20 protein-coding genes are annotated in these 24891 nt (G+C 63.2%); 4 read left to right on the top strand and 16 right to left on the bottom strand.

What is annotated here, in order from left to right:
• Positions 1 to 339: 339 nt before the first annotated feature.
• The 9 genes from tatC to NKI79_RS21580 form a co-directional block, all read right to left on the bottom strand.
• Positions 340 to 1203 (bottom strand): twin-arginine translocase subunit TatC, encoded by an 864-nt coding sequence (tatC, locus tag NKI79_RS21620; protein WP_254818322.1) that lies wholly within the window; start codon positions 1201 to 1203, stop codon positions 340 to 342.
• Positions 1200 to 1886, bottom strand: a complete 687-nt coding sequence (tatB, locus tag NKI79_RS21615; protein WP_352804258.1) for a Sec-independent protein translocase protein TatB — start codon at positions 1884 to 1886, stop codon at positions 1200 to 1202. Before tatB ends, tatC begins: the two co-directional genes overlap by 4 nt.
• A 28-nt stretch (positions 1887 to 1914) precedes the next feature.
• Positions 1915 to 2136 (bottom strand): twin-arginine translocase TatA/TatE family subunit, encoded by a 222-nt coding sequence (locus NKI79_RS21610; protein ID WP_352479789.1) that lies wholly within the window; start codon positions 2134 to 2136, stop codon positions 1915 to 1917.
• Between the two features lie 178 nt (positions 2137 to 2314).
• The gene (scpB, locus tag NKI79_RS21605) at positions 2315 to 3094 is read right to left on the bottom strand and encodes an SMC-Scp complex subunit ScpB (RefSeq protein ID WP_352804255.1); all 780 of its coding nucleotides are present in this window, start codon (positions 3092 to 3094) and stop codon (positions 2315 to 2317) included.
• On the bottom strand, positions 3091 to 3891 hold the full coding sequence (locus NKI79_RS21600) for a segregation and condensation protein A (protein WP_352505869.1): 801 nt from the start codon (positions 3889 to 3891) through the stop codon (positions 3091 to 3093). The genes scpB and NKI79_RS21600 overlap by 4 nt, the downstream gene beginning before the upstream one ends.
• A 58-nt stretch (positions 3892 to 3949) precedes the next feature.
• Positions 3950 to 4969, bottom strand: a complete 1020-nt coding sequence (gene nagZ, locus NKI79_RS21595) for a beta-N-acetylhexosaminidase (protein WP_352505845.1) — start codon at positions 4967 to 4969, stop codon at positions 3950 to 3952.
• Between the two features lie 118 nt (positions 4970 to 5087).
• Complete coding sequence (locus tag NKI79_RS21590; RefSeq protein ID WP_352804252.1) at positions 5088 to 8738, bottom strand: SPOR domain-containing protein; 3651 nt, start codon at positions 8736 to 8738, stop codon at positions 5088 to 5090.
• A 103-nt stretch (positions 8739 to 8841) separates the two neighbouring features.
• A complete protein-coding gene (argS, locus tag NKI79_RS21585; protein ID WP_352804249.1) occupies positions 8842 to 10599 on the bottom strand; it encodes an arginine--tRNA ligase in 1758 nt (585 codons plus the stop codon).
• 61 nt (positions 10600 to 10660) lie between these two features.
• Entirely contained in the window at positions 10661 to 11875 is a 1215-nt protein-coding gene (locus tag NKI79_RS21580) for a deoxyguanosinetriphosphate triphosphohydrolase (protein WP_352804246.1), read from the bottom strand.
• Positions 11876 to 11948: 73 nt separating this feature from the next.
• On the opposite strand from NKI79_RS21580, the gene erpA reads away from it, so the two are divergent.
• The 4 genes from erpA to NKI79_RS21560 all read left to right on the top strand — a co-directional run bounded on the left by erpA (position 11949) and on the right by NKI79_RS21560 (position 13908).
• A complete protein-coding gene (erpA, locus tag NKI79_RS21575) occupies positions 11949 to 12296 on the top strand; it encodes an iron-sulfur cluster insertion protein ErpA (RefSeq protein WP_254818314.1) in 348 nt (115 codons plus the stop codon).
• Between the two features lie 2 nt (positions 12297 to 12298).
• The gene (locus NKI79_RS21570; RefSeq protein ID WP_352479794.1) at positions 12299 to 12688 is read left to right on the top strand and encodes a VOC family protein; all 390 of its coding nucleotides are present in this window, start codon (positions 12299 to 12301) and stop codon (positions 12686 to 12688) included.
• A 30-nt stretch (positions 12689 to 12718) separates the two neighbouring features.
• Positions 12719 to 13513 carry an exodeoxyribonuclease III gene (gene xth / locus NKI79_RS21565; protein WP_352737151.1) on the top strand — a complete coding sequence of 265 codons (795 nt, stop codon included), beginning with the start codon at positions 12719 to 12721 and terminating at the stop codon, positions 13511 to 13513.
• A 77-nt stretch (positions 13514 to 13590) separates the two neighbouring features.
• Positions 13591 to 13908 (top strand): hypothetical protein, encoded by a 318-nt coding sequence (locus NKI79_RS21560; protein ID WP_352479796.1) that lies wholly within the window; start codon positions 13591 to 13593, stop codon positions 13906 to 13908.
• A gap of 24 nt (positions 13909 to 13932) precedes the next feature.
• On the opposite strand, the gene NKI79_RS21555 is transcribed toward NKI79_RS21560, so the two are convergent.
• The 7 genes from NKI79_RS21555 to NKI79_RS21525 all read right to left on the bottom strand — a co-directional run bounded on the left by NKI79_RS21555 (position 13933) and on the right by NKI79_RS21525 (position 24869).
• Entirely contained in the window at positions 13933 to 14769 is an 837-nt protein-coding gene (locus tag NKI79_RS21555; RefSeq protein ID WP_023678939.1) for a tetratricopeptide repeat protein, read from the bottom strand.
• Positions 14756 to 16480 (bottom strand): dihydroxy-acid dehydratase, encoded by a 1725-nt coding sequence (ilvD, locus tag NKI79_RS21550; RefSeq protein ID WP_352804242.1) that lies wholly within the window; start codon positions 16478 to 16480, stop codon positions 14756 to 14758. The genes NKI79_RS21555 and ilvD overlap by 14 nt, the downstream gene beginning before the upstream one ends.
• 276 nt (positions 16481 to 16756) lie before the next feature.
• Positions 16757 to 17977 (bottom strand): OmpP1/FadL family transporter, encoded by a 1221-nt coding sequence (locus tag NKI79_RS21545; RefSeq protein ID WP_352804239.1) that lies wholly within the window; start codon positions 17975 to 17977, stop codon positions 16757 to 16759.
• Positions 17978 to 18358: 381 nt separating this feature from the next.
• A complete protein-coding gene (locus NKI79_RS21540) occupies positions 18359 to 21142 on the bottom strand; it encodes a valine--tRNA ligase (RefSeq protein WP_352804236.1) in 2784 nt (927 codons plus the stop codon).
• 393 nt (positions 21143 to 21535) lie between these two features.
• Positions 21536 to 22423: a PopZ family protein gene (locus NKI79_RS21535; RefSeq protein WP_352804233.1), complete on the bottom strand. Its 888-nt coding sequence runs from the start codon at positions 22421 to 22423 to the stop codon at positions 21536 to 21538.
• A 199-nt stretch (positions 22424 to 22622) separates the two neighbouring features.
• Positions 22623 to 24014, bottom strand: coding sequence for a TolC family outer membrane protein (locus tag NKI79_RS21530; RefSeq protein ID WP_352804230.1), 1392 nt, complete (start codon positions 24012 to 24014; stop codon positions 22623 to 22625).
• Between the two features lie 186 nt (positions 24015 to 24200).
• The gene (locus NKI79_RS21525) at positions 24201 to 24869 is read right to left on the bottom strand and encodes a protein-L-isoaspartate O-methyltransferase family protein (RefSeq protein ID WP_352804227.1); all 669 of its coding nucleotides are present in this window, start codon (positions 24867 to 24869) and stop codon (positions 24201 to 24203) included.
• Positions 24870 to 24891 lie beyond the last annotated feature (22 nt).

Here is a 24891-nt window from a genome sequence, read left to right as displayed (position 1 = left end):
CCCCCCTCTGTCCTGCCGGACATTTCCCCACGGGTGGGGAGATCGGCCGTCACTGCGGCTTTCGCCAATCTCCGGCGCTGAAAAAGCAAGCCATCGGCGAAGTTGCCAAATCTCCCCCCAAGTGGGGGAGATGTCCGGCAGGACAGAGGGGGGCGCTGTCCCGCCGACCTCAGGCGGCAACACCGGAACTTCAAAAGGAAGAAACAAAAAACCCGCCCTGAGTGGGCGGGTTTTTGGAGCCAATTGGCACCATAGCCAAATTAGTAGCATAGCTGCCGGCACAAAGCAAGAACAAAGTTGCAGCGGCTGGAAGAAAGATGCTGTCCGCTTCAACCGAACCTACGTCGATGACGCGTCCGCCGGCTTGTCGGCCACCTCTTCCGTGGCGTCCTGTTTTTCGCGAGCCACACGGTCGCGCTCCTTGCTGCGTTCGATCAGCCGGGCCGACCAGATCGAGACCTCGTAGAGCAGGATCGTCGGAATGGCGAGGCCGATCTGGCTCATCGGGTCGGGCGGCGTCAGCACCGCCGCCACGACGAAGGCGATGACGATCGCCCATTTGCGCTTCTCGGCAAGGGCCGTGGACGACAGCATGCCGACCCGCGTCATCAGGCTTGTCACTACCGGCAGCTGGAACACCAGGCCGAAGGAGAAGATCAGCGTCATGATCAGACTGAGGTATTCGGACACTTTCGGCAGCAGCGAAATCTGCACCTGGTCATTGGTGCCGGTCTGCTGCATTGCGAGGAAAAACCACATCACCATCGGCGTGAAGAAGAAATAGACCAGCGACGCGCCCATCAGGAACAGGATCGGCGAGGCGATCAGGAACGGCAGGAAGGCATTGCGTTCGTTCTTGTAGAGGCCGGGCGCGATGAATTTGTAGATCTGCGTGGCGATCAGCGGAAAGGCTATGACCATGCCGCCGAACATGGCGAGCTTGACCTGGGTAAAGAAGAATTCCTGTGGCGCCGTATAGATCAGCTCGACCTTGTGCGGGTCGAGCCCGGCCCATTGCGTGGCCCATTTGAACGGAATGACCAGAAGGTTGAACAGCCGCTTGGCGAAAAAGAAGCAGACCAGGAAGGCAACAAAAAAACCGCCGATCGACCAGATCAGGCGCCGGCGCAGCTCGATCAGGTGCTCCATCAGCGGAGCCGACGATTTTTCGATCTCGTCCTTTTCCTTGTCCGAAACACTCACTTGGCGGCTCCCGCCGTTTTCCTGGCGGCCGGCTTCTTCGCTGCTGACGCCGGCTTCTTCGCTGCTGGCGACTGCGGTTTCGGCTCAGCTTTTGCGGCGGCCTTTGGCGCAGCGGTCTTTGCCGGCTTGGCCGGCGCGGCGGCCGCGGCTTTCGCGGGCGCCGGCTTCTTCCTTGCCGCAGATGCTTTTTGCGGCACTGCCGCCGCAGCCGTTTGCGCCTGCATGGCCGGCGCCACGACGGACTCGTCCGTCATCGCCGGAAAGATCGGCGTGGCCGGCGTCGGCTCCGGCGGGCTGACGCCCGGCATCGTCGTTGCGCCGTTGTTCAGCGGCTCGGCTGCCTGCTCCGTCGAAGCGGCGGCATCGACGGCCGGCTTGGGTTTCATCACGGCATCGACGCCGGAACGGACGTCGGCGGCGGCCTGTTCGAATGGATTGAGCTGCTTCCTGATCTCGGCTGCCGGATTGAGACTTCTCAGCGAATCGACCGACTTCTTGACGTCGTCGAGTTCGGCTTCCTTCAACGCGTCGTTGAACTGCCGCTGGAAATCGGAAGCCATGGCGCGCAGCTTCGCCGTCGTGCGACCGAAGGTGCGCAGCATGTTGGGCAAATCCTTGGGCCCGACGACCACGATCATGACGATCGCGATCACCAGCATCTCGGTCCAGCCGACTTCGAACATGGCTATACGTTCCGACTAAAGTTTGGGCTCAGCCTTTGCTGGCCTTTTCCTTCGGTACCGAAACGGTTTCGTCGGCACGGTGTTCGACGGTGCGCTTGTCGTCGGCAGTCTCGTCGTCCGCCATGCCCTTCTTGAAGCTCTTGATGCCCTTGGCCATGTCGCCCATCAGCTCGGGGATCTTGCCGCGGCCGAAGACCAGCAGCACGATCACCAGAACGATCATCCAGTGCCAAATCGAAAATGAACCCATAGCAAATCTCTCTCGAACGGTTTCCCAGACGCTGATCTATGCGCTTTCGGGTTCGGATTCAAACAGAACTGCGACAGAGTTCATGAATGAGTCGCCGAAGTCACGCACTTTCGGCACGGCGGCCCGCTACCAATCGGCGCAGTTCCATCCTGCCTGTGGCTTTAAGATGGCGCTCGGCTCAATCTTCCGTGACGCGCGGCGTCAAAAGGCCGAGTTCCTCGAGGTCGATATCGGTCAGCGGATCCTCGTCGTCGGTGAGCGCATCGGGGTCGGCCGGCGGCAGCGGCACCGAGAAATTCGACGGCATACGGCCGGACAGCAGCCCCGCACCCTTCAATTCCTCCATGCCGGGGAGATCGCGTATCTCCTCCAGTGCGAAATGGTCGAGGAAAATATCGGTCGTGCCATAGGTGACGGGACGGCCGGGCGTGCGGCGCCGGCCGCGCATCCTCACCCATTCGGTCTCCATCAGCGTGTCGAGCGTCCCCTTTGACGTCTCGACGCCGCGGATGTCCTCGATCTCGGCGCGCGTTACCGGCTGGTGGTAGGCGATGATCGCCAGCACTTCGAGGGCAGCGCGGGACAGTTTGCGCTGCTGCACCGTGTCACGGCTCATCAGGAAGGCGAGGTCGCCGGCGGTGCGAAACGCCCAGGCATCGCCGACGCGCACCAGATTGACGCCGCGCCGCGCATAGACCTGCTGCAGTTCGGCCATTGCCGCGGCAATGTTGATGCCGTCGGGCAGTCGCGAAGTGAGCTGTTTTTCGCTGACCGGCTCGGCGCTGGCGAATACGATCGCCTCGGCCATCCGTACGGCCTCCGCCATATGCAGCCGCTCGCCAGGATTCCGCGACAAATTTTGCCCCTGATTTTGTGCCGGATTCTCGGCGACCGCGCCTTGCTCGGCGTCGTCCTCGACCTTGAACGGAATGATCGAAGCGTTGGCGCGTTCGCTCATGATGTCACCTCGACTATCTTGATGGCCTGGGCGCGGCCGCGCAGATAAAGCGGCGCGAACACCTGGTCCTGCCGCATTTCCATCTTGCCTTCGCGCACCAGTTCCAGTGTCGCGGCAAACGAGCTGGCAACCGCGGTGCGCCGGTCTTCCGGGCCGGCCAGATATTCGACCAGGAAACTATCGAGCGCCGTCCAGTCGCGCAGCGACCCGATCAGCCTGGTCAGCACGTCGCGCGCATCCTTGAGCGACCACACGCCGCGCCTGGCAATCGTCACATTGGTGATCGCCTGCTTCTGGCGCTGCTGGGCATAGGCGGTCAACAGGTCATAGAGCGAGGCCGAATAGGCATTGCGCTTCTCGACGATCACCATCTCCGGCATGCCGCGTGCAAACACGTCGCGTCCGAGCCGGTTGCGGTTGACCAGCCGTGCCGCCGCGTCGCGCATGGCCTCCAGCCGCTTCAGCCGGAACTGCAGCACCGCCGCCAGTTCCTCGCCGCTTTCGCCTTCGTCGCCGGGCTGCTTGGGGATCAGGAGCTTCGACTTGAGAAACGCCAGCCACGCTGCCATCACCAGATAGTCGGCGGCAAGCTCCAGCCTCAGCGCCCTCACCTTCTCGACGAACGCCAGATACTGTTCGGCCAGCGCCAGGATCGAGATGCGCGACAGGTCGACCTTCTGATTGCGGGCAAGATGCAGCAGAAGATCGAGCGGACCTTCGAAACCGGCCACATCGACGACCAACGCCGGATCGCCGGTCAGCCGGGAATCGTCGTTCTCGGCCCACAAGCGGTCCATCGGTGCGGCCTTGCCGGCCTTCAGGTCCAATGCTTCCGCCACTTCGCTTCCTTCGATGCTAGGCTACCGCGTCGAAATAACTGGCAAATTCGGCCCGAATCTCGGTCTCGTCCGCAACGTCACGGTTCCTGATATAGGTCAGCGCCCGCTCCGCGCGCTCAAACGACTTGCCTTCAAGCCCGGTCGTTCGCGATGCAATGCCGGCCATCTCCTCGAACACGCCGTTGCAGTGAAGGACCAGATCGCAGCCCGCCGCAAGGATAGCGGCCGCCTTTGACGGGAAATCCCCAGAAAGTGCCTTCATCGAAGTGTCGTCGCTCATCAACAGACCGTCGAAGCCGATTTCGCCGCGGATGATCTTTTCGATGACCTTGCCGGATGTGGTGGCCGGGTTCTTCGGGTCGATCGCGCTATAGACGACATGCGCCGTCATCGCCATCGGCAAATGGTTGAGCTCCCTGAATGGCGCAAAATCATGCCGCTGCAGGTCGCCGATCGAGGCGTCGACGGTCGGCAGTTCGAAATGCGTATCGGCGAAGGCCCTTCCATGACCGGGAATATGCTTCATCACCGGCAGCACGCCGCCCGCCATCAGGCCTTCCGCCGCGGCGCGACCCAATTCGATGACGGCGCGCGGCTCCTTGCCATAGGCGCGCGCGCCGATGACGTCGCTGGCGCCCTCGATCGGCACGTCGAGCACCGGCAGGCAATCCGCCGTGATGCCGTAGCGCAGCAGGTCGAAGGCATGCAGCCGCGCCATCAGCCATGCGGCACGGGTGCCGGCGTCATGGTCGTCGCGCCACAAGGCGCCGAGTGCACCGGCAGCCGGATAGTTTGGCGCCAGCGGCGGCCGCAGGCGCTGCACGCGGCCGCCCTCCTGGTCGATGAATACCGGCGCGTCCGCACGCCCGACGCAGTCGCGCATGGCGGCGACCAGATCGCGGATCTGCTCGGTCTCGCCGATATTGCGCGCAAACAGGATGAAGCCCCACGGGCATTCGTTGCGGTAGAAACGGATCTCGTCGCGGCTCAGTGATTTCCCGGCGCAGCCGAGGATCATGGATTTTGATTCGGTCATGCGGAACAGTTTAGAGCTTCGCGACGACAAAGGGAATCGCCCGCAATTCCCACCAAAGGTTTCCGTTCACGCAAAAAAGCCGGCGCGGGCGCCGGCTTTTCGAGGCGCTTTGGTGCCGCTAGTGGGACACGAAGCAATTGCCGCCGGCGGCCTTGTAGCTGGTGCACAGTTTGATCGCCTCGTTGCGAGACTGCGCCGGAACGCGGACGCGGTAGAAGGTCCCCTTGCCGGCGATCTCGGCCTTGACGATGTTGGCGGTGCGGCCGGAAAGCACGCTGCCGTAGCGGCGCTGCAGATCCTGGTAAGTCGCCTGGGCGCTTTCGACTGTCGGCTGCGAAGCGATCTGTATCGACCATGAACCAGCGCCGGCCGCGGCCGGATCGATGGAAGCAACCTGATCGGGCTTGACCTCGCCGACCACGTCGATCGGCTGGTCGGACGGGCGCTGCGGCGCCACCGGAACCGTGGCCGGGGTGGTGGCCGACTGCTTGCTGGCTGACGCCTGGGCCTTGGCTTCAGCCTTTGTGTCGGGCTTGGGCGCCGGCTGCAGCTTGGGGGTTTCGGCCTGATCGCCGCTCGCCTGATCGCCACTCGGCTGGTCGCCAATCTTCGGGTCGCCAATCTTTGGGTCGCTTGTCATTTGGTCGATCAGGGGCACGGTGCCGGTCTGCGCGGCGGCGTCCGCCTGGGCGGCCGGAGCCACGTGCTGCGGCGCCGGATCGGCCGGCTCGGCAGCGGCCATCTGCGGGGCGGCTGGCGCCGGATCCTCGCGCGCCACCAGCGAGCCGTCAGGTTTCACGACCATGGTCCGTACCTTGCGCGGCGCAACGGCGACGGTCTCGGCACCCTTGTCGACCTCCTGCAGAACCTGCGCGATGCGATCCTCGGACTTGGGCGCCGGTGCGGCGGCGGTTTCGGTAGCGCCAGCCGCATTGGCGCCAAGTGCATTGGCGTCAGGCGCGTTGGTGCCAGACGCATTGCTATCGGACGCCACGGTACCGGGCGCGTCGATATCGTCCGCGGCATCGGGGTCATTGGGCGAAAGATCGACGACGCGGCTCTCCGGTTCGTTGGCCTTCAGGTCCACAGGCTCTTCGGTGTTGGTGACCAGCTTCTGCTGAACCGGCTCGGCGGGCTTGGCGCCCTTGGCCACAGCGTCATAAACCTTGTTGTCCTGGTTCGGCACGACAGTGCCGCCTGGATTTTCTGGCTTGATCTTGATCGGCCTGTTGTCGGCTTTGACGATGACCGGCGCATCGCCGCCGCTCTTGCCGCCGAGGGTCAACGCAAAGGCGCCAAGGCCGCCGGCGATCGCAACGGCGCCGACCACCGCACCTATCAGCAGCCCGCGCCTGCGCGGCTGCCTTTCGGCCTCGCGTTCGGCGAGGCCGGGAACCGACATCTCCTCGTCCAGTTCGGGATCGTAGTCGAGCTCATCGAAGGTGAAATCGTCGGCTTGCGAAACCGGCTGGCCGCCGGGCAACGAGCCCAGATCGAAACCGTCCGCTGCATCCGCATAGGAAGCGGCTGCCGGGCTGACAGGGGCTTCCGCAGGCTTGGTGCCATAGGCGCGCGTCTCGCCGCGATCTTGCTTGTAGCCAGACGCGAAGCCGGCATCGTATTCATCGTCATAGCCAGCACTGCGCACCGGGGCCGGCGCTATATCCGTGGCATTCATTTCGGTGAGAAGGCTGGCAAAATCGGCATCGAGATCGTCGTAGGCGGGCGCCACCGGCTCGTCATCGTCGAAGTTGAGCTCCGGAATGTCGAGATCGTCCGCCAGCGCCACGACGCGCTCGGGCACGTCGACCGTCTCGACATCGGGCATCTCGTCATAGGCGGAAGGCTGTTGATGCGAGCTTGGCGCAGCTTCCATGTAGGCGGGCCGATCTTCATAGGATGACCTATCTTCACGGGATACCTGGCCTTCATAGGACGGCCTCTCTTCGACCGGTGCGGCCCGATAGGACGGCGTTGCAGCCGGCTGCGGCGGTGGTGCCGGACGCGCCGAAGCCACCGGCTGGCTTGCAAAAGCGGGTTGAGGCTGTGCGACCGGCGTCACGCGGCTCCACGAGCGGGCCGGCTCGGGCGGCGTGGCGCGTGTCGTCAGCCAGTTCAGCGCATCGAGCGGGTCTTCTTCGGCAGCAGCTGCCGCACTCTTGTCGGCCGAGTCATGATCCAGGCCGATGTTCCTGGCGAAGTCGGCGTCGAGCGCATCGTTGTCTAAATCACCCGCAGGTCCGGTAGCGGCTTCAACACCGAAATCCTCGCCTTCAAGCTCATCGAGGAGGACACTGCCAAGATCGGCGTCATCGGCGGCACTGGACTGCTGCGGCTCAGCGGGCTCGTGCTCGTCGAGTTCCCAATCCAGCTCGTCGACAGCATGCACCGGGTCGTTGGCGACGTCTTTGACCGCCGCCATTGGCTGTTCAGCAGCCACTGCCGGCTTCTGAATTACCGGCGCGATGGGCTGCTGAACAGCCATCACGGGCTTCTGGGCAGGCTGCTGGGCAGGCTGCTGGCTTGTCTGAGGTTCGTTGACCGCTGGTGCCGGCCGTGTGCTCATCGCACCCAACAGCGCGTTCAGTTCGTCCTCCAGGCTGCGTTCCTCGGCCACTGGGGCCGTTGGGACGACGGCGGCGGCCTGGGCCGCTGGTTCGGCTGCAACGACCTGCGCTACGGGCTGTTCGGCGTGCTCGGCAGGCGCATCGTCGAAGCTCAGATCGAAATCGTCGTCGAGCGCCGCTTCAGCGGCCGTGCCGGAAAGCCGGGCGGCCTCTGGCTCTTCGATCGACAGCTCTTCGATAAACTCTGGTTCTTCGATTTCGGCAGGCTCGTTCGCGCGAACGTCGAAGTCCATGTCGACATCGGCCATGGCATCATCGGCATGGCCGGCAAAATTCTCATCGGCCGCCTCAACCGGCGATGCCGGGGCGGCGTTATCAGCCGGCTCCTGCTCGTCGAACATCGGCTCGTCTTCGAGCGAGCTTGCAACCGCGTCGTCGAATGCGTCATCGAACGCAGGCGCGGCCGCTTGCGCCGCCGTTTCAACGGCGACCGCCTGCTCCATCGGCTCATGCTCTTCGAGCATCAGCTCGTCTTCGAGCGAGCTTGCCACGGCGTCGTCGAACTCAGGGTCCAAGGCGGGCTCGTCGACCGGCTCGATCGCCTCGGCCGCGGCCCTGGGTTCGTCCTCGCCGGTCACATCGTCGTCGAGCCGAAAATCCTGGTCGAGCGAGGCGGCAAGTTCGTCGTCACTCGAAAGGTCGTCCTCGAACGGCGACACGTCTTCGAGCGAGCCGGCGACGGCGTTATCGAACTCTTCATCGAACTCCGGCTCGACAGCGGGAGCGAACGCCCTTTCGGGGCCGGAGGCAATTTCGTCGGCGGCAACAGGAGCGGCCGCAACAGGAGCAACATCATCCACCGCACTGTCGTCGAACGCGAAATCCTGTTCGAATGAGGCAGCAAGCGCGTCCTCCATTTCGTCGGCGGCGGTCGGTTCGGGTGTCGGCTCGCGAAGCTTGGCAGGGGAAGCATTATCATTGGCGTCGGCGCCGAATTCGCCCATCAACTCCTTCTCGAGATCGATCTCGAAATCGCCCTCGTCCACCGACGGTTCGGCGGCAGCGGTTTTCGGCTGGGCCGGCGTTTGCGGTTTGACCGGCTGGCGCGGGTCGAACCCCATGATCCTGGTCAGTTCCGCGAACGGATCATCGCTGGCGATGTCGTTGTGGTCGGCTGCTCTCAGCTGGGTTCTGTCTGCCATTATTGTTCCCGAACTCGCACTCATTCGGACGCCATGGACGTCGCGTAGGGTTGGCCCTTACCAGCGCAATGTGGGCAAAAGGTGACAGGTTTTTTACTCAAACCTAACGCATTTCGGTGGGCGCATTGGCTCCGATCAGCGTCAGGCCGGACGTCAAAACGTCCGAAACAGCCTGCACCAGCCCTAGTCTGGCATGCGTCAATTGTCGGTCGTTAACCTTAACAAAACGTAAGTCGGGATTGTCGGTGCCGCGGTTCCAGTGTCCGTGGAAGCTGGAAGCGAGTTCGTAGAGGTAAAATGCCAGCCGGTGGGGCTCGAGCGCGAGGGCCGCGGCTTCGATCAGCCGAGGATATTCGGCGAGCTTCCTGATCAGGCCGATCTCACCCTCGTCGGTCAGCAAAGCCACTTCGGCGGCCAGCTGGTTGCGGTCGAACATGGCCTCGCCCAATTGCTCGCTCGCCTGCCGGAACACCGAATGGCAGCGCGCCGAGGCATACTGCACGTAGAATACCGGATTATCCTTCGACTGCTCGGTCACCTTGGCGAAGTCGAAGTCGAGCGGCGCGTCGTTCTTGCGATAGAGCATCATGAAGCGGATCGGGTCGCGGCCGACCTCCTCGACCACTTCGCGCAAGGTCACGAACTCGCCCGACCGCTTCGACATGCGCACCGGCTCGCCGGCGCGAAACAGCCTCACCAGCTGGCAAAGCAGCACGGTAAGCTTGACCTCGTCGCCGGCAATCGCCCGGGCAAGCGCTTCCAGCCGTTTCACATAGCCGCCATGATCGGCGCCAAGCACATAAATCAGATCGACGAAACCGCGATCGACCTTGTCCTTGAGGTAAGCGACATCGGCGGCGAAATAGGTGAAGGTGCCGTCCGACTTGACCAGCGCCCGATCCATGTCGTCTCCGACTGCGGTCGAGCGGAACAGCGTCTGCTCGCGGTCCTCCCAGTCGTCCGGCTTCTCGCCTTTGGGCGGCGGCAGCTTGCCCTTGTAGATGTGCCCCTTCAGCGTCAGGTCGTTGATCGCCGAGCGGATCTTCTTCGCATTGTTGGCATGCAGCGTCCGCTCGGAGAAGAAGACGTCGTGATGCACGTTGAGCAGCGCCAGATCCTCGCGGATCATCGTCATCATCGCATCGATCGTCCTGTCCTTGACGATGGCAAGCGCCTCCTCGTCCGGCATCTGCAGCAGGGAGCGGCCGAATTCGCTGGCCAGCGCTTGACCAACGGGGATCAGATAGTCGCCTGGATAAAGCCCGGCCGGAATGTCGCCGATCTCATCGCCAAGCGCCTCGCGGTAGCGCAGCATGACCGAGCGTCCGAGCACGTCGATCTGCGAACCGGCATCGTTGATGACATATTCCTTGGTCACGTCGTAACCGGCGAAGGCCATCAGATTGGCGAGCGCGTCGCCGACCACGGCACCCCGGCAATGGCCGACATGCATCGGCCCGGTCGGGTTGGCCGAGACATATTCGACATTGGTTTTCTTGCCGCCGCCGACAGTCGAGCGGCCGTAATTGCGGCCTTCGCCGAGCAGCGTCGTCAGATGCGCCTGCCAGAAACCGTCCTTGAGCCTGAGATTGACGAAGCCCGGGCCGGCGATCTCGGCGGCCGCGATATCCTCGTCGGCGCGCAGCGCCTCAGCCAGCCTTTCTGCCAGCGCGCGCGGATTCTGGCCGGTCGGCTTGGCCAACACCATGGCAGCGTTGGTCGCGAGGTCGCCATGGCTGGCATCGCGCGGCGGCTCGACAGCGATGCGCGACAGGTCCGGCGACGCGCCATCCTTGTCTTTCAAATCAAGCGCTTCGACGGCCTTTATGATTCGCGCGTTGAAATCGGCGAAGATGTTCATTGCTGTGGCTCTGACGGTTTTGCAGGGGGCCGGCTCGCTGGCCGGCAAAATCGAGCCCGCCCTAGCTCAAATCCGGCGTATGGTCAAACAAACGCCTGTGTTCCTTGAGCGCATAAGTGTCCGTCATGCCGGCCAGGAAATCGGCAACACTGCGCGCCTTGACGCGGTCCTCTGCCCGGTCGAGCCCTTCGCGCCAGCCATCCGGCATGGCGCGCGGATCGGCGAAATAGACGTCGAACAGGTCCCTGACGATCTGGTCGGCCTCGGCGCGCACCCGCATGACGTCCGCGTGCCGGTAGAGATGCTTGTAAAGAAAGGCCTTCAGCTCCTTTTCCCATACGGCCGTCTCGGCGGAGAAGCTCACCATCGTCTCGCCGGCCGCCCTTACCGCTTCGGCGCTGTCAGGCTTGATGCGCGCCAGATTGGCCGTCGTCGAGACGATCACGTCCTCGACCATGATGGTGATCTGCCGGCGCATCAGCTCGTGGCCGGTGCGTACGTCATCGAGCGCCGGATAGCGCTGACGCACGCCCTTGAGGATCGACCCCGGCAGCGAAACGCCCTCCAGCATATCGAGCGTCAACAGCCCTGCCCTCAGCCCGTCATCGATGTCGTGGGTGTTGTAGGCGATGTCGTCGGCAATCGCCGCGCACTGCGCCTCGATACCGGCGAAGCGGTCGAGCTCGAGGTCGTGCAGTTCGGAATAGTCGCGGATTGCCTGCGGCACCCGCCCCTTCAGCCCTTTGCCCTTGGCATCGGTCAGTGGGCCATTGTGCTTGACCAGCCCCTCCAGCGTTTCCCAGGTGAGGTTCAGCCCATCGAACTCGGCATAGCGCCGCTCCAGCCGCGTCACCACACGCAGCGACTGCGCATTGTGGTCGAATCCGCCCCAGGCGGCCATCTTCTCATTCAGCGCGTCCTCGCCGGTATGGCCGAAGGGCGTGTGGCCGAAGTCGTGCACCAGGGCCACCGCCTCGGCCAGGTCCTCGTCGCCGCGCAGCGCCCGCGCCAGAGCGCGTGCGATTTGCGCGACCTCGATCGAATGCGTCAGCCTCGTGCGGTAATGGTCGCCTTCGTGCGCGACGAACACTTGCGTCTTGTGCTTCAGCCGGCGGAACGCCGTCGAATGGATGATGCGGTCGCGGTCGCGCTGGAACGGCGTGCGCGTCGGGCTTTCCACCTCGTCGAACAACCGCCCGCGCGACTTTGCCGGGTCGCTGGCATAGGCCGCGCGCGGCCGATAGCCGAATCCGATGTCGCCCAACTCGTTGGTCATAGCGTATGCCGCAGTTGACTTGCCCCGTCGCGCTTCATACCTATCATACGAAACCGAATGCAAGGTGACGCCCATGGGCGCTGATGCCAAGACTGCCATGAAAGTCGAGATGACCGACGCCGCCGCCAGGCGGATCGCCAAGATTGTGGCGAGCGAAGCCGGTAAGACGGCGCTGCGCGTTTCGGTCGAGGGCGGCGGCTGTTCCGGCTTTTCCTACAAGTTCGATCTGGTCGACAGGCGCAATGACGACGACGTCGCCATCGAAAAGGACGGCGCCACCGTACTTATCGACGACCTGTCGCTGGTCTACATGGGCGGCTCGGTAATCGATTTCGTCGACGATCTGATGGGCCAGTCGTTCCAGATCAGAAACCCGAATGCGGTCGCCTCCTGCGGCTGCGGCACCAGCTTCTCGATCTAGAAATGCCTCACATCGGCGCGGTCCGTCAGGTCGCGCTTTCCGCCGGGCGCGACCTCGATGCGACGCTGGCGTTTTGGCGCGAAGTGCTCGGCATGAGCCTGCACGCGCGTTTCGACCCGCCGGGCATCGCCTTCATCCTGGCCGGTGACGTGCGCCTGCTTTTCACTGACGGCCTGCCGGCCGGCACCGTCTATCTCGATATATCGGGCCTCGACGAGTTCCACGCTTCGGCAAAGGCCGCCGGCATCCCCTTCACCGCGCCGCCAGCGCTCGTTCATCGCGACACCGAAGGCCTGTTCGGCCAAGCCGGGGAAAGCGAATGGATGGCCTTCCTAAAGGACCCGGCAGGCAATACGATCGGCCTTGTCGAACGTCATCCACCGGATCGCTAGTCTCCGGACCACCAGCCTATCGAGGCCGCCATGAAAATCGTCACCTGGAACATCAACGGCGTTCGCGCCCGCATCGGCAATTTGACCCACTGGCTGACGGAAAGCGCGCCCGACATCGCCTGCCTGCAGGAGATCAAGACGGTCGACGACCAGTTTCCTCGCGCCGAGATCGAGGCGCTCGGTTACAATGTCGAGACTTACGGCCAAAAAGGCTTCAACGGCGTCGCCATCCTGTCGAAGCTGCGTTTCGATGAGGTCAATCGCGGCTTGCCGGGCGACGATGCCGACGAACAGGCGCGTTTCATCGAGGGCGTGTTCTCGACCGACAAGGGCGCCTTGCGCGTTGCCTCGATCTATCTGCCGAACGGCAACCCGATCGACGACGAGAAGAAGTTCTCCTACAAGCTTTCCTGGATGTCGCGACTTGAGCGCTGGGCTGAGGAGCGGCTTGCTCTGGAAGAGCCGCTGGTCCTGGCCGGCGACTACAATGTCATCCCCGAGCCGATCGACGCGAAATATCCGGAAAACTGGCTAAGCGATGCACTGTTCCAGCCCGCGACGCGGCAGGCGTTCCGGCGGCTGAAGAATCTCGGCTTCACCGAAGCCGTGCGTGCCGTCACCGACTCCGCAGACGTCTTTACGTTCTGGGACTATCAGGCCGGCGCCTGGCAGAAGAACAACGGCATCCGCATCGACCATTTGCTTCTGTCGCCCGAAGCCGCCAACTGGTTTTCCTCGGCTTCGATCGAGAAGCAGGTGCGCGCCTGGGAAAAACCCTCCGACCACGTGCCGGTGGCGATCGATCTGGCGCTGCGGCCAGCCTGACCGGACCTGCTGTCCGGCGGCACATTGATAAGTTGACCTCTTATCGCCACAAATCGCGCGCTTGATGGGAAATCATCATGGTGGCTGGGGTTCCCATGACTACTCGATTTGCACTCTGCCCGATTGGCTGCGCGCTTGCGATGGCGGTGGCGACGCCGGCTTTTGCCGATGCAGAGTGCCTGGCTAACGGCAAATCATTCCAGATCGGCCGGGTCGCCTGCCTGACGCCTGCCGGCCAAAGTTACCTCGCCCGTTGCGAGATGGTGCTCAACAACACGTCCTGGACAAAGCAGCGGGACGGCTGCCCGGAGAACACGCTGGCCCCGCATTTGCAAGGCACACCGATCTCAACGCCGGCGCCCAGCGGCATGCCGGCGGAACCGAACGAGAATTGATCTCAAAACGGAATTTCTGCCGGCCTACTGGTCGCCGCCACCCTTGGTGAGGATGTCGTCGGCCAGCGAGATCGCGGTGCGGCGGTCGGCTTCGCCGGCGGCGGCAAACGCTTCTTCCTGCATGCCACGGATCCATGGCTGGTCGGCAGGTGAGGCTCGTTCGAGCGCCGCGGTCATCATCGCCAGCCCCCGCACGATCTTGCCGCTTTGGAAAAGCAGGTTGCCGAGCGTCGCCTGCGCGCCCGCATGGCCCTTTTCGGCCGCCAGCTGGAACCAGCGTCCGGCCTGCTTGACGCTGGCCTTGACGCCGCCCTCACCCTTGAGGAACATCTGGCCCATCTCGAACTGGGCGTTCGGATTGCGGTAGTTGGCGGCGGCACGCATGTAATATTCCTGAGCTGCCACCTCGTTCTCCTCGACGGGGCTGCCGGGAATGCCCTTCCTCAGATAGTCGCCAAGCGCCACCAGTGCGTCCGAAACATAGCTCTCCTCGGGCGAACCGGGCTCGACATCCTGGTCGACGATCTCTGAGAAGAACTTGAACGCCGCGTAATCGTCTCGCGCCACCCCGTCGCCTTCGGCATACATGCGTGCAAGCTTCCAGGTGGCGCCGATCTGGCCGTTCTCCGCGGCATATTTATAGGCTTCCGCGGCCTGCTCCTTATGGCCGTTCTTGTAGGCGGAAAAGCCGAACTGGAACACCGCCCACGGGCTCGACTGCGGCTTCACGCCGGTCTTGTCGTCGAACACCTTGTCGTCGAAGGCCATGGCCTGGCCGACGGCGCCCAAGGTCGCGCCAAACGTGGCGAGCGCAACCAGTGCCGAAAGGACAGACGACCTCAACAACTCAGATGTCCGCATAGCAGTGTGTTTCTTTGGCACCGCCGGGATGGGTGACCGCGCCGTCGCGGGCAGATCCGACCGTCTGTGCGTATTTCCAGATCGCGCCCGACTGATAGTCGGTCGTGCGCGCCTTCCATGCCTTTGCCCTCGCCGCCAGTTCGGCTTTGGACAATGCAACCTCGATCGTGCCGTTCACGGCATCGATCGAGATCAAGTCGCCATCCCTAAGCAGCCCGATCGGGCCGCCCACTGCCGCTTCCGGCCCGACATGGCCGATGCAGAAACCGCGCGTCGCGCCCGAAAAACGCCCGTCGGTGATGAGCGCCACCTTGCCGCCCATGCCCTGGCCGTAGAGAGCCGCCGTCGTCGACAGCATTTCGCGCATGCCCGGGCCGCCGCGCGGCCCCTCATAGCGGATGACGAGAACCTCGCCTTCCCTATAGTTGCGATGCGTAACCGCTTCGAAACATTCTTCTTCCGAATCGAAGCAGCGCGCCGGACCCGAGAATTTCAGCTCCGTCATGCCGGCGACCTTCACGATCGCGCCTTCGGGGGCAAGGTTACCCTTCAAGCCCACGACCCCGCCGGTCTGGGTAATCGGCCTGTTGGCGGGACGGACCACATCCTGGCTGTCATTCCAGGAAACATGTTCCATATTTTCGGCCAAAGTGCGGCCAGTCACCGTCAGGCAATCGCCATGAAGGTAGCCATGGTCGAGCAGCGTCTTCATCAAGAGCGGAATGCCGCCGGCCTCGAACATGTCCTTGGCGACGTATTTGCCGCCCGGCTTGAGGTCGGCGATGTAGGGTGTCTTCTCAAATATCCTGGCCACGTCGAAAAGATCGAACTTTATCCCGGCCTCGTGCGCGATCGCCGGCAGATGCAGCGCCGCGTTGGTCGAGCCGCCGGTGGCCGAGACCACGGTCGCGGCATTTTCCAACGCTTCCATGGTAACGATGTCGCGCGGGCGGATGTTCCTTGCGATCAGCTCCATGATCTTTTCGCCGGAAGCGAAATTGAAGCGGTCACGCATCTCGTAGGGTGCAGGCGCGCCGCAGGAATAGGGCAGCGCCAGGCCGATGGCCTCAGCGACGGTGGCCATGGTGTTGGCGGTGAACTGGGCGCCGCAGGAGCCGGCTGAAGGACATGCGGCTTGCTCGATCTCGAGCAGCTCGGCGTCGCCGATGGTGCCGACCGAGTGCTGGCCCACCGCCTCGAACACGTCCTGCACGGTGATCTGCCGGCCACGGTAGCTGCCGGGCAGTATCGAGCCGCCATAGATGAAGATCGACGGTACGTTGAGGCGCACCATGGCCATCATCATGCCGGGCAGCGACTTGTCGCAACCGGCCAATCCAACCAGCGCATCGTAGCAATGGCCGCGCATGGTGAGCTCGACCGAGTCGGCGATGACCTCGCGTGACACCAGCGACGACTTCATGCCCTGATGACCCATGGCGATGCCGTCGGTGACGGTGATGGTGCAGAATTCGCGTGGCGTGCCGTTGGCCGCCGCCACGCCCTTCTTGACCACTTGCGCCTGGCGCATCAGCGAAATGTTGCAGGGTGCGGCTTCGTTCCAGCAGCTGGCGACACCGACCAGCGGCTGCCCGATCTCGGCCGCCGACAGCCCCATAGCATAGAGGTAGGAGCGATGCGGCGCCCGCTCGGGACCAACGGTCACGTGGCGGCTCGGCAGCTTGGCCTTGGAGATCGCTCTGGTGTCCATACTCGTCCTTGCCGCGGGCGGTGCGGCCTGCCTCTTCGCCTAGCCTTTTGGCGCGTGTCCCGAGACAAATTCGAGGTGCGCCGCGTTTATGGCGGGAAATGGGCAATGTTCCCGGGCGGCCGGGTGGCGCGAGGGTTGTTCAGAAACTGTTGCCAAAACGTCACAATTACAGGAGCGAACATCTTTGGGGGCAATTGTTGCGCCGCCGAATGCCGGACGAGCGCCGAACGAACCGACCGGGCAGTGCCCGGCCGTTTTGTCGTTTAAAATCAGTGGTTAGAACTTGATCTTGACGGAAGCCGAACCGGCGAGAAGCAGGTCGTTGTCGTAGCTATAGGTGACGGCATTTGCCTCGTCGCCGACACCGCTGAAAGTCGATGACCCGCTCGTCAGCACACCAATCGAGCCGCCGAGCCTGACCTCGATCTGGTCGTTCGGCGAATAGGAGACGCCGCTGGCCACGGCCCAGGTATCCGACTGATAGCCGGAGGTCGTCGAGGTGCCGCGATCCCAGGTCAGCGAAACCACGCCCGACAATTGATCGGTGAACTTGTGACCGATACCGCCGGTGACCGTCCAGCCGTCGCGATAAAGCAGATCGAATGAAACGGGCGAGGGAGCACCGGTTACCGGACTGCGCACGCCATTGATGGCAATGACGCCAAGCTTGCTCCACTCCTGCCAGCGGACGGAACCAAAGGCCAGCCAGCCAGGAGCTATGCCGCTCTGCAGCTTGAATTCCAGAGCTTGAGGTATCTCAGCCGACGCCGAGACTGGGTACACGCCGGTAGAGCCGGGAATCAGATCCGCTGGAAAGGCGCCCCTGAAGCCGGTCGTGTCGACGGTTCCCGACAGCCCGTCATATTTGTAGCTCGAAGAGTACATCAGGCTGGCGCGCAGAGCGATCTCGGGGATCTCATAGGCTGCGCCCGCACGCCAACCCCATGCCTCGTCGGATAGCTTGAAGACGCCGAGGCCGGTATTGCCGAAGGCGAGCAGTGTCTGACGGGAAAGAAACGCGTCTACCTGCTGGTAGGAGACACCGCCGATGAATCGTATGGCGCCCTTGCCGACGTTCACCTTATAGGAGCAGGTGAGACCGAAATCGTCTGTGTCGACGGCGTATTTGACCGCTGTCGGCGAATAGGCGTTGTTCATGCCGAAATTTGCGTCCGCACCATACGGTCTCGTATAGGTGGCAAGACAGTCTACGGGCTCAAAGATGTTGGCCTTGATGCCGACATGCGGCACCGCATAGTCGCCACCAACATCCACCGCCGACGTCGACAATCCCGAGCCATCCAGGCGCTGCACGTTCTTCAGCTTGCGCTGTGGCGAAACATAGGTGACGCCCGCATCGAGCGAATATGGCGCCGCGTCGAACAGCTGGTCGATGTTGACGCCGCCCCGATCAAAGCCCCCGGCTTGCACCGTCCCGGCAAAAGCCAGCGAAAAAGCCCCCGCGCCCAGCAGCACGTTCAGACGCGAACAACACATGAATCTCCTCCCCAAAATGTCCTTGCATCAAGCTAGAACCAATTCAGGTTAACGGCGCAACAACGAATTCGCCGTGCGTACATGTATACCTTGGCGGAACGCATTTCCGACAAGGTGTCGGCCTTCTTACCGAGGCGGGAAAATGGCCGCCTCAATACAAATCGACGAGAAAACTCGGGAAAACCGCCTAAATCACTAGGGAACAGGGAATTTTGCCTGCCCAGCCGGCCATTGTTACATTATGGCAACAATGGGGCAAAAACATTCAGTTTGCCTCAAGATTTACGCTGCGGAATGCCTGTTTTCGTGGCAGGCGGCCTAGCCGGAAAGCAGATTCGTGACCGGCGAATCTATTGCGGCCAGCCGGCCCAGTTTGTTTGATCAGCCCGCATCGCGAACCCGCGCCAATGCGACCGAAAGCTTCTCTTGCGCCTCGCGATATTCGGCGAGTTTTTCACGCTCGGCCTCCACTACCTCTTCCGGCGCGTTGGCGACGAATTTCTCGTTGGACAGCTTCTTGTAGAGCCGCGCTATTTCCTCGGTCACCTTGGCAAGCTCCTTGTGCAGGCGCGCTGCCTCGGCGGCAAGGTCGATCAGGCTGCCGAGCGGCAGGCAGATGGTCGCCTCGTTGACGACGATTTGAGCGGATCCCCTGGGTGGCGCCTCCGCGAGCGAGATGTCGCCGACCCGCGCCAGACGCTTGATGGCCGAGCCCTGACGCTCGAGCCTTTCGCGCGTCGTTTCGTTGGCGCCGATCACCACGAGCGGTGCGATAGCCGCCGGCGGCACGTTCATCTCCGAACGCACCGAGCGGATGCCGGAGACGAGATCGACCAGCCAGTTGATGTCGGCGGCGGCCGCCTCGTCCTCGAAGTCGGGTGACGGCCATGCCGCATGACAAAGCAGCGATGGCCGTTGCCTGCCCTCGCCGGCGGTTTCGGCCCACAGTTCCTCGGTCATGAACGGCATCATCGGATGCAGCAGCTTATAGATCTCGTCCAGCACGAAGGCGACGCATGCCCTGCTCTCGGCCTTGGCGGTCTCGTCGGTGCCCATGAACACCGGCTTCAGCAGTTCCAGGTACCAGTCGCAGAACTGGTTCCAGACGAACCGGTAGGCGGCACCCGCCGCATCGTTGAAGCGGTATGAGGTGATGCCGTCGGTTATGTCCCGCGCGGCTCGCGTCAGCTCCGTCAGGATCCAGCGGTTGACCGCCAGCTTGGCGTCCTGCAGCCAGAAATCGTCGTCGCGCGCCACTTCGTTCATCTCGGCGAAGCGCGTCGCGTTCCACAGCTTGGTGCCGAAATTGCGATAACCTGCAATGCGGGCCGGATCGAGCTTAACGTCGCGCCCTTGCGCTGCCATCACCGTCAAGGTGAAGCGCAGCGCATCGGCGCCGTATTCGTCGATGAGCTCGAGCGGATCGATGACGTTGCCTTTCGACTTCGACATCTTCTGCCCGTTCTTGTCGCGAACCAGCGCATGGACATAGACGGTATGAAACGGCTCCTGATCCATGAAATGCAGGCCCATCATCATCATGCGGGCGACCCAGAAGAAGATGATGTCGAAACCGGTCACCAGCACGTCGGTCGGGTAATAGGTCTTCAGTTCCGGCGTTTGGTCCGGCCAGCCAAGCGTCGAGAACGGCCACAGCGCCGACGAGAACCATGTATCGAGCACGTCCTCGTCGCGGGTCAGGATCTCGCCAGGCTGGAAATTCTCGAGCTTGTCCTCGACCCAGGCCTTCCACGGCCCTTCCAGCGCCAGATAATATTCGACGGCGGCACCGAGTGCCTCTTCCTCGGTCTTTTCGACAAAGACATGCCCGTCCGGCCCATACCAGGCAGGGATCTGGTGGCCCCACCAGAGCTGGCGCGAAATGCACCAGGGCTGTATGTTCTCCATCCAGTCGAAATAGGTCTTTTCCCAGTTTTTGGGCACGAAATTGGTACGGCTCTCGCGCACCGAGGCGATCGCCGGCTTGGCCAGTTCCGCCGCATTGACATACCATTGGTCGGTCAGAAACGGCTCGATCGGCACGCCGCCGCGGTCGCCGTGCGGCACCGTGTGGCGATGCGGCTCGACCTTCTCGAGAAAGCCGCCCGCCTCCATCAACTCGACGATCTTCTTGCGCGCGTCGAAACGGTCCAGGCCGTCGAGGCTGTCCCATACGGCCTGGTGCTCCGGCGTCACTTCCAGTCCGGCGAGAAAGTCCTCATTGTCCTTGAGGCTCACCGCCGCATTGACGGTGAGGACGTTGACCGCCGGCAGCCGGTGGCGCTTGCCGACCTCGAAATCGTTGAAGTCATGCGCCGGCGTGATCTTGACCGCACCGCTGCCTTTTTCGGGATCGGAATACTCGTCCGCGACCACCGGGATCCTGCGGCCGACGATCGGCAGGATGAGTTTCTTGCCGACAAGATGCCGGAAACGCTCGTCGTCGGGGTGGACTGCGACAGCCGTATCGCCCAGCATCGTCTCCGGCCGGGTCGTCGCAACGGTGATGAAGGTCTTCGGATTTTCCGGATCGAAGGTCATGCCTTCGATCGGATAGCGGAAGTGCCAGAGGTTGCCGTTGACTTCCTGCTGCTCGACCTCGAGATCCGAGATGGCGGTCAACAGCTTCGGGTCCCAGTTCACAAGGCGCTTGTCCTTATAGATCAGCCCTTCCTTGTAGAGCGTCACGAACACTTCGAGCACGGCCTTGGACAGGCCCTCGTCCATGGTGAAGCGCTCCCGGCTCCAGTCGGCCGAGGCCCCGAGCCGCTTCAGCTGGTTGAGGATGGCGCCGCCGGATTCTGCCTTCCACTCCCACACCTTGTCGATGAACTCATCGCGCGTCAGGTCGCGGCGGTGGATCTGCTTTTCCATCAGCTGGCGCTCGACCACCATCTGCGTGGCGATGCCGGCATGATCCATCCCCGGCTGCCACAGCACGTTTTTGCCGCGCATGCGCTCGAAGCGCACCAGAATGTCCTGCAGCGTGTTGTTGAGCGCGTGGCCCATATGCAGCGAGCCGGTGACGTTCGGCGGCGGGATGACGATGGTGAAGGCTTCAGCCCCCTCCTCGGCCCCGGCGCCGGCCCGAAACGCGTCGGCCTCGTCCCAGATCCTGGCAATCTTCGGCTCGACGGCTTTGGCGTCGTAGGTCTTTTCGAGCATGGGAAAACGGTCCGCGCTGTCCGGAATTTTGTGGTCCGGTGTAAATCGGAAGGTTGTCGCCAAGTCAACCGCAAGGGCGGCATGGCCAATAGATAGCGCCGGGATGGTTCGGTGCAACTTGCGCAACTGAATGTTGCAAGGCAATCGCTTCAGGTTTGCGCCGCCCTCATTGCCCTGCCGGGCATTTCTCCCGGTATAGTGACGGGGCGAAAGACGCCTGTACCGAAGCTTTCGCCAATCACAAACGTTGCGGAAAAAGGGGCCGCGGTTACGGTCAGATCCTTCTCCCCCTCGCTATGCGGGGAGAAGGTGCCGGCAAGGCGGATGAGGGGCAGCGCCGACTTCGACAATCCGGCGGTCGAGCCGCCTATCGGCGGCGTCTCCTCCGAACTGCTACTGTGCGCCGCGCGCGACGCGCTCGATTTCCTCGCGCACCAGCCGCTCGACCAGCGTCGGCAGGTTGTTGTCCAGCCAGTCCTGCAGCATGGGCCGCAGCATCTCCTCGGCCATCTCGTCGAAGGTCTTCTTGCTGCGGCTGGCAAACGCGTCGGAAAGCTCGCCGAAGGCGGCGGCAACCTGCCGGCCCGTATGCTCCGAAAGGATCGCCGGACGTGCGGGCGGCGGCTCGCTGGCCGCCGTACGCGCCCATCCGACTATCGAAGATTCCGGGCAGATTTTCGAAGATTCCGGGCCGAGTTCCGAAGAATCCGGGCCGCTTTCCGAAAGCTCCGGCCCAATTTCCGAAGGCTCCGGCGCAGGTCCAGCAGTCGCCTCGTTCTCGAAAACCTCGGCTTTCGGCTCGGCGTCCGGCCTGGGTCGCTCGGCGCGCTCCGGCTTGGCCATCGCGTCGCCGACCGCAGCGATCTCGCGCCGCCAATCGGCAATGATGGTGTCGGTCGTCTCGGCAGCCTTGGCCATCGCAGGCCAATCCGGCTTTGCGGCCGGTGCGGGAGCGGCGTTCACCTCAGCCAGCGTCACCGGTGCTTTTACCGGGCCGGGGCGCAGCGGCGTTTCCAGGCGCTCAATAACCGGTGCGGCCGTTGGCTGCACCTCGGCCCGCGTGGCCGGTTTGGCGATCTCCAGTCCGCCGCGCAGTTCGGAGCGGAACGCATCCGCCTCCGCTGTGGGTCCGGCTGCCGGTGCCGGTTGCAGATCCTGGCGCAGCTCGTCCGCTTCGCCCGGCTGCTTGCGGCCGGTATCGCTGTCCTCGATGATCCTTCTGATGGAAGCCAGTATCTCCTCCATGGAAGGTTCGCGCTGTACACTGCTCGCCGTCGCCATCGTCACATCCGCCGCCCTTGTGACTCGTTCTCAGATTTCCTGTCCGGCAAACGCCGGATTCGAATCATGGCAACAGCGTAACCGACGGAACGCCTTGCGAGAATCCCCAATCTGGCGACATCTCGGATTTCAACAGATTAGGGTCGGGAGTTGAAGCCCGCGCGTCGTTCGAGCGCGGGCTGAAGACACGGCCTGGCGATCAGCGGCCGTCCGGCGTGCGCAGGCCGATCCACTTGTCCTTGACGGCGTTGTAATGCTCTTCCGGCCTGTACTTCGTCACGTTAAGCGCAAGCCGGTCTGCCGACAAATGGCCAACCGCCGAGAGGATGGCATAGCTCGCCACCACAACGTCGCGTTCGGCGCTGACAAGATTGATCTTGGCGGTGATGAGCGTCGCCTGCGCGTTGAGCACGTCGAGCGTGGTGCGCTGGCCGACATTGCGCTCTTCGATGACGCCGTTCAGGGCAAGCTGCGCCGCGGCGACTACCTGCCGGTTGGCCGTGACGCTTTGCTGCGCGGCGGTGTATTGCGACCATGCCGATGTCACGGCCTGACGCACCTGGTCGCGACTAACGTCGACTTCGATCCGCGCCTGGCTGAGCGATTCCTTAGACTGGCGCACAGTCGCCGAGGTCCGTCCGCCCGAATAGATCGGCACGGTCAGTGTCGCGCCGATGTTCGCCGACGTCCTGGTGCCATCCTGCGTTGCCCCAAGGACGCCCGGAACCGTGTTGCGATAGTCGCTGGAGACGCCGGCGCTGGCCGAAAGCTGCGGCAGCAACGCGCCTTCGGCCGATTTCACCGAAAACGCCGCCGCGTCGACCAGATGCGCGGTGGCGAGGATGGCCGGATGCTCGGCCGACGCGATCGCGATCGCCGCATCGAGGCTCGACGGCAACAGCTTCGAAAGCGGCGAAGCCGGCCTGAGCCTGCCCGGCTCGTCGCCGACGATCTGGCGATAGGTCGCAGCACTTGCCAGTGCCGTGGCGCGGGCGGCACTCAACTGCGCCACCGCGGAGGCACGCTGGGCGTCGGCTTGCGCGACGTCGGTGCGGGTACCCTCGCCGACCTCGAAGCGCGAACGCGCCGCACGCGCCTGCTCGGTCAGGAATTGCAGGTTCTGTTCGGTCAGCACCGCAATCTGGCGGTCACGGATCACATCCATATAGGCGCTCGCTGCGTTGAACAGCGTGTTCTCTTCGGTGTTGCGCAGGCTTTCGAACGAAGCGCGGACCCGCGCTTCAGCGGCAGCGACGTTGTTCTTGGTCTGGAAGCCGTCGAACAGGGTTTGGTTGATCTGGACGCCAAAGTTGCCCGTGGTTATGCGCGCGGTTCGACTAGTACCATTGACGTGGGTGCTGGTGTAGTCGATGTCCGCGGAACCCGTTACGGTCGGGCGCCAGCCGGACTTGGCGATTGCAACGCCCTCGTCGGTGACGCGAACGCCGGCGCGTGAAGAATTAAGCGAGGAATTGTTCTGATAGGCCTTTGAAAGGGCCCCGAGAATGGTTTCGGCCGAGGCGGCCAGTGGAGACAGCGCGGTCGCCGAAACGAGGACGGCGGTAAAAAGTAACTTGCGTACAGACGGCACGTTATATTCCCTCATTCGTTTTGCACGGGAACTGCGCCACGCAGGCTTCTCCTTCTGATCAGCCGGCGCCGCGTTTTTTATCGTTCCCCCGCTGAAAGCCCCCAGAAACGCCCGGTTATGCAGATCAGCAACGATTGTTCAAACGCAAGCGATCATGACAGCGCCTTCGCTGCAAGGCAAAATCACTCAGAATTCGAAGGCGGGAATGCGTTCGAACCCCGGTAGTGGCTTAATTGCCGCATTAAATGCGCGTCTTCCCGTTACAACCCCCCCAGTCTTAAAAAAAAGCCGGGCTACGCCCGAATTGCCCTGCCCTTCCACGGCGACGAGTCGGCCGCCTTCGGCAAGCTGGTCGAACAGCGCCGCCGGCACCTCGCCGACGCTGCCACCGATCAGGATGACGTCGTAAGGCCCATTGGCGGCATGGCCTTGCGGCAGCGGTCCCTGGACCACGGTGACATTGCCGCACCCCAGCGCCGCAAGCGTCGAAGTGGCGGTCTCGGCCAGCGCCGGATCGCTTTCCAGCGCCACCACCGACCTTGCCAGCCGCGACAGGATAGCCGCCGCATAGCCGGTGCCGCAGCCGACATCGAGTGCCGAATCGCTTGGGGCGATATCGGCCAGCTGCATCAGCTTGGCCAATGGCGACGGTTCCATCAGATAGCGCGGACCATCGGCCGTATCGGCGATGCGGATGTCCTCGTCGATATAGGCAAGGTCACGCTGGCCGGGGGCAACAAAGGCCTCGCGCGGCACGACAAGCATAGCCTCGAGCAGCGGTGCGCTGGTCACGTCGGTGGTGCGGATCTGGCCGTCGACCATCTTCACCCGGCGTTCGGCAAAATCAGCGCTCATGTTCCAACCATCCGCTTGCCGC

The sequence above is a fragment of the Mesorhizobium sp. M0340 genome (assembly GCF_040321535.1).
In the GTDB taxonomy this organism is placed as follows: domain Bacteria; phylum Pseudomonadota; class Alphaproteobacteria; order Rhizobiales; family Rhizobiaceae; genus Mesorhizobium.
Note: the sequence above shows the minus strand (reverse complement) of the source record. Positions and strands in the feature narration are given on the sequence as shown.

What these genes read in the sequence shown, in the direction of transcription:
- scpB (WP_352804255.1), bottom strand. Translation starts at nt 3,094, where the DNA reads ATGAGCGAACGCGCCAACGCTTCGATCATTCCGTTCAAGGTCGAGGAC.
- NKI79_RS21560 (WP_352479796.1), top strand. Translation starts at nt 13,591, where the DNA reads ATGGTGGCTGGGGTTCCCATGACTACTCGATTTGCACTCTGCCCGATT.
- nagZ (WP_352505845.1), bottom strand. Translation starts at nt 4,969, where the DNA reads ATGACCGAATCAAAATCCATGATCCTCGGCTGCGCCGGGAAATCACTG.
- tatB (WP_352804258.1), bottom strand. Translation starts at nt 1,886, where the DNA reads ATGTTCGAAGTCGGCTGGACCGAGATGCTGGTGATCGCGATCGTCATG.
- NKI79_RS21600 (WP_352505869.1), bottom strand. Translation starts at nt 3,891, where the DNA reads ATGGACCGCTTGTGGGCCGAGAACGACGATTCCCGGCTGACCGGCGAT.
- NKI79_RS21525 (WP_352804227.1), bottom strand. Translation starts at nt 24,869, where the DNA reads ATGAGCGCTGATTTTGCCGAACGCCGGGTGAAGATGGTCGACGGCCAG.
- NKI79_RS21535 (WP_352804233.1), bottom strand. Translation starts at nt 22,423, where the DNA reads ATGGCGACGGCGAGCAGTGTACAGCGCGAACCTTCCATGGAGGAGATA.
- argS (WP_352804249.1), bottom strand. Translation starts at nt 10,599, where the DNA reads ATGAACATCTTCGCCGATTTCAACGCGCGAATCATAAAGGCCGTCGAA.
- erpA (WP_254818314.1), top strand. Translation starts at nt 11,949, where the DNA reads ATGGGCGCTGATGCCAAGACTGCCATGAAAGTCGAGATGACCGACGCC.
- xth (WP_352737151.1), top strand. Translation starts at nt 12,719, where the DNA reads ATGAAAATCGTCACCTGGAACATCAACGGCGTTCGCGCCCGCATCGGC.
- NKI79_RS21590 (WP_352804252.1), bottom strand. Translation starts at nt 8,738, where the DNA reads ATGGCAGACAGAACCCAGCTGAGAGCAGCCGACCACAACGACATCGCC.
- NKI79_RS21540 (WP_352804236.1), bottom strand. Translation starts at nt 21,142, where the DNA reads ATGCTCGAAAAGACCTACGACGCCAAAGCCGTCGAGCCGAAGATTGCC.
- ilvD (WP_352804242.1), bottom strand. Translation starts at nt 16,480, where the DNA reads ATGGACACCAGAGCGATCTCCAAGGCCAAGCTGCCGAGCCGCCACGTG.
- NKI79_RS21570 (WP_352479794.1), top strand. Translation starts at nt 12,299, where the DNA reads ATGCCTCACATCGGCGCGGTCCGTCAGGTCGCGCTTTCCGCCGGGCGC.
- NKI79_RS21545 (WP_352804239.1), bottom strand. Translation starts at nt 17,977, where the DNA reads ATGTGTTGTTCGCGTCTGAACGTGCTGCTGGGCGCGGGGGCTTTTTCG.
- NKI79_RS21610 (WP_352479789.1), bottom strand. Translation starts at nt 2,136, where the DNA reads ATGGGTTCATTTTCGATTTGGCACTGGATGATCGTTCTGGTGATCGTG.
- NKI79_RS21580 (WP_352804246.1), bottom strand. Translation starts at nt 11,875, where the DNA reads ATGACCAACGAGTTGGGCGACATCGGATTCGGCTATCGGCCGCGCGCG.
- NKI79_RS21555 (WP_023678939.1), bottom strand. Translation starts at nt 14,769, where the DNA reads ATGCGGACATCTGAGTTGTTGAGGTCGTCTGTCCTTTCGGCACTGGTT.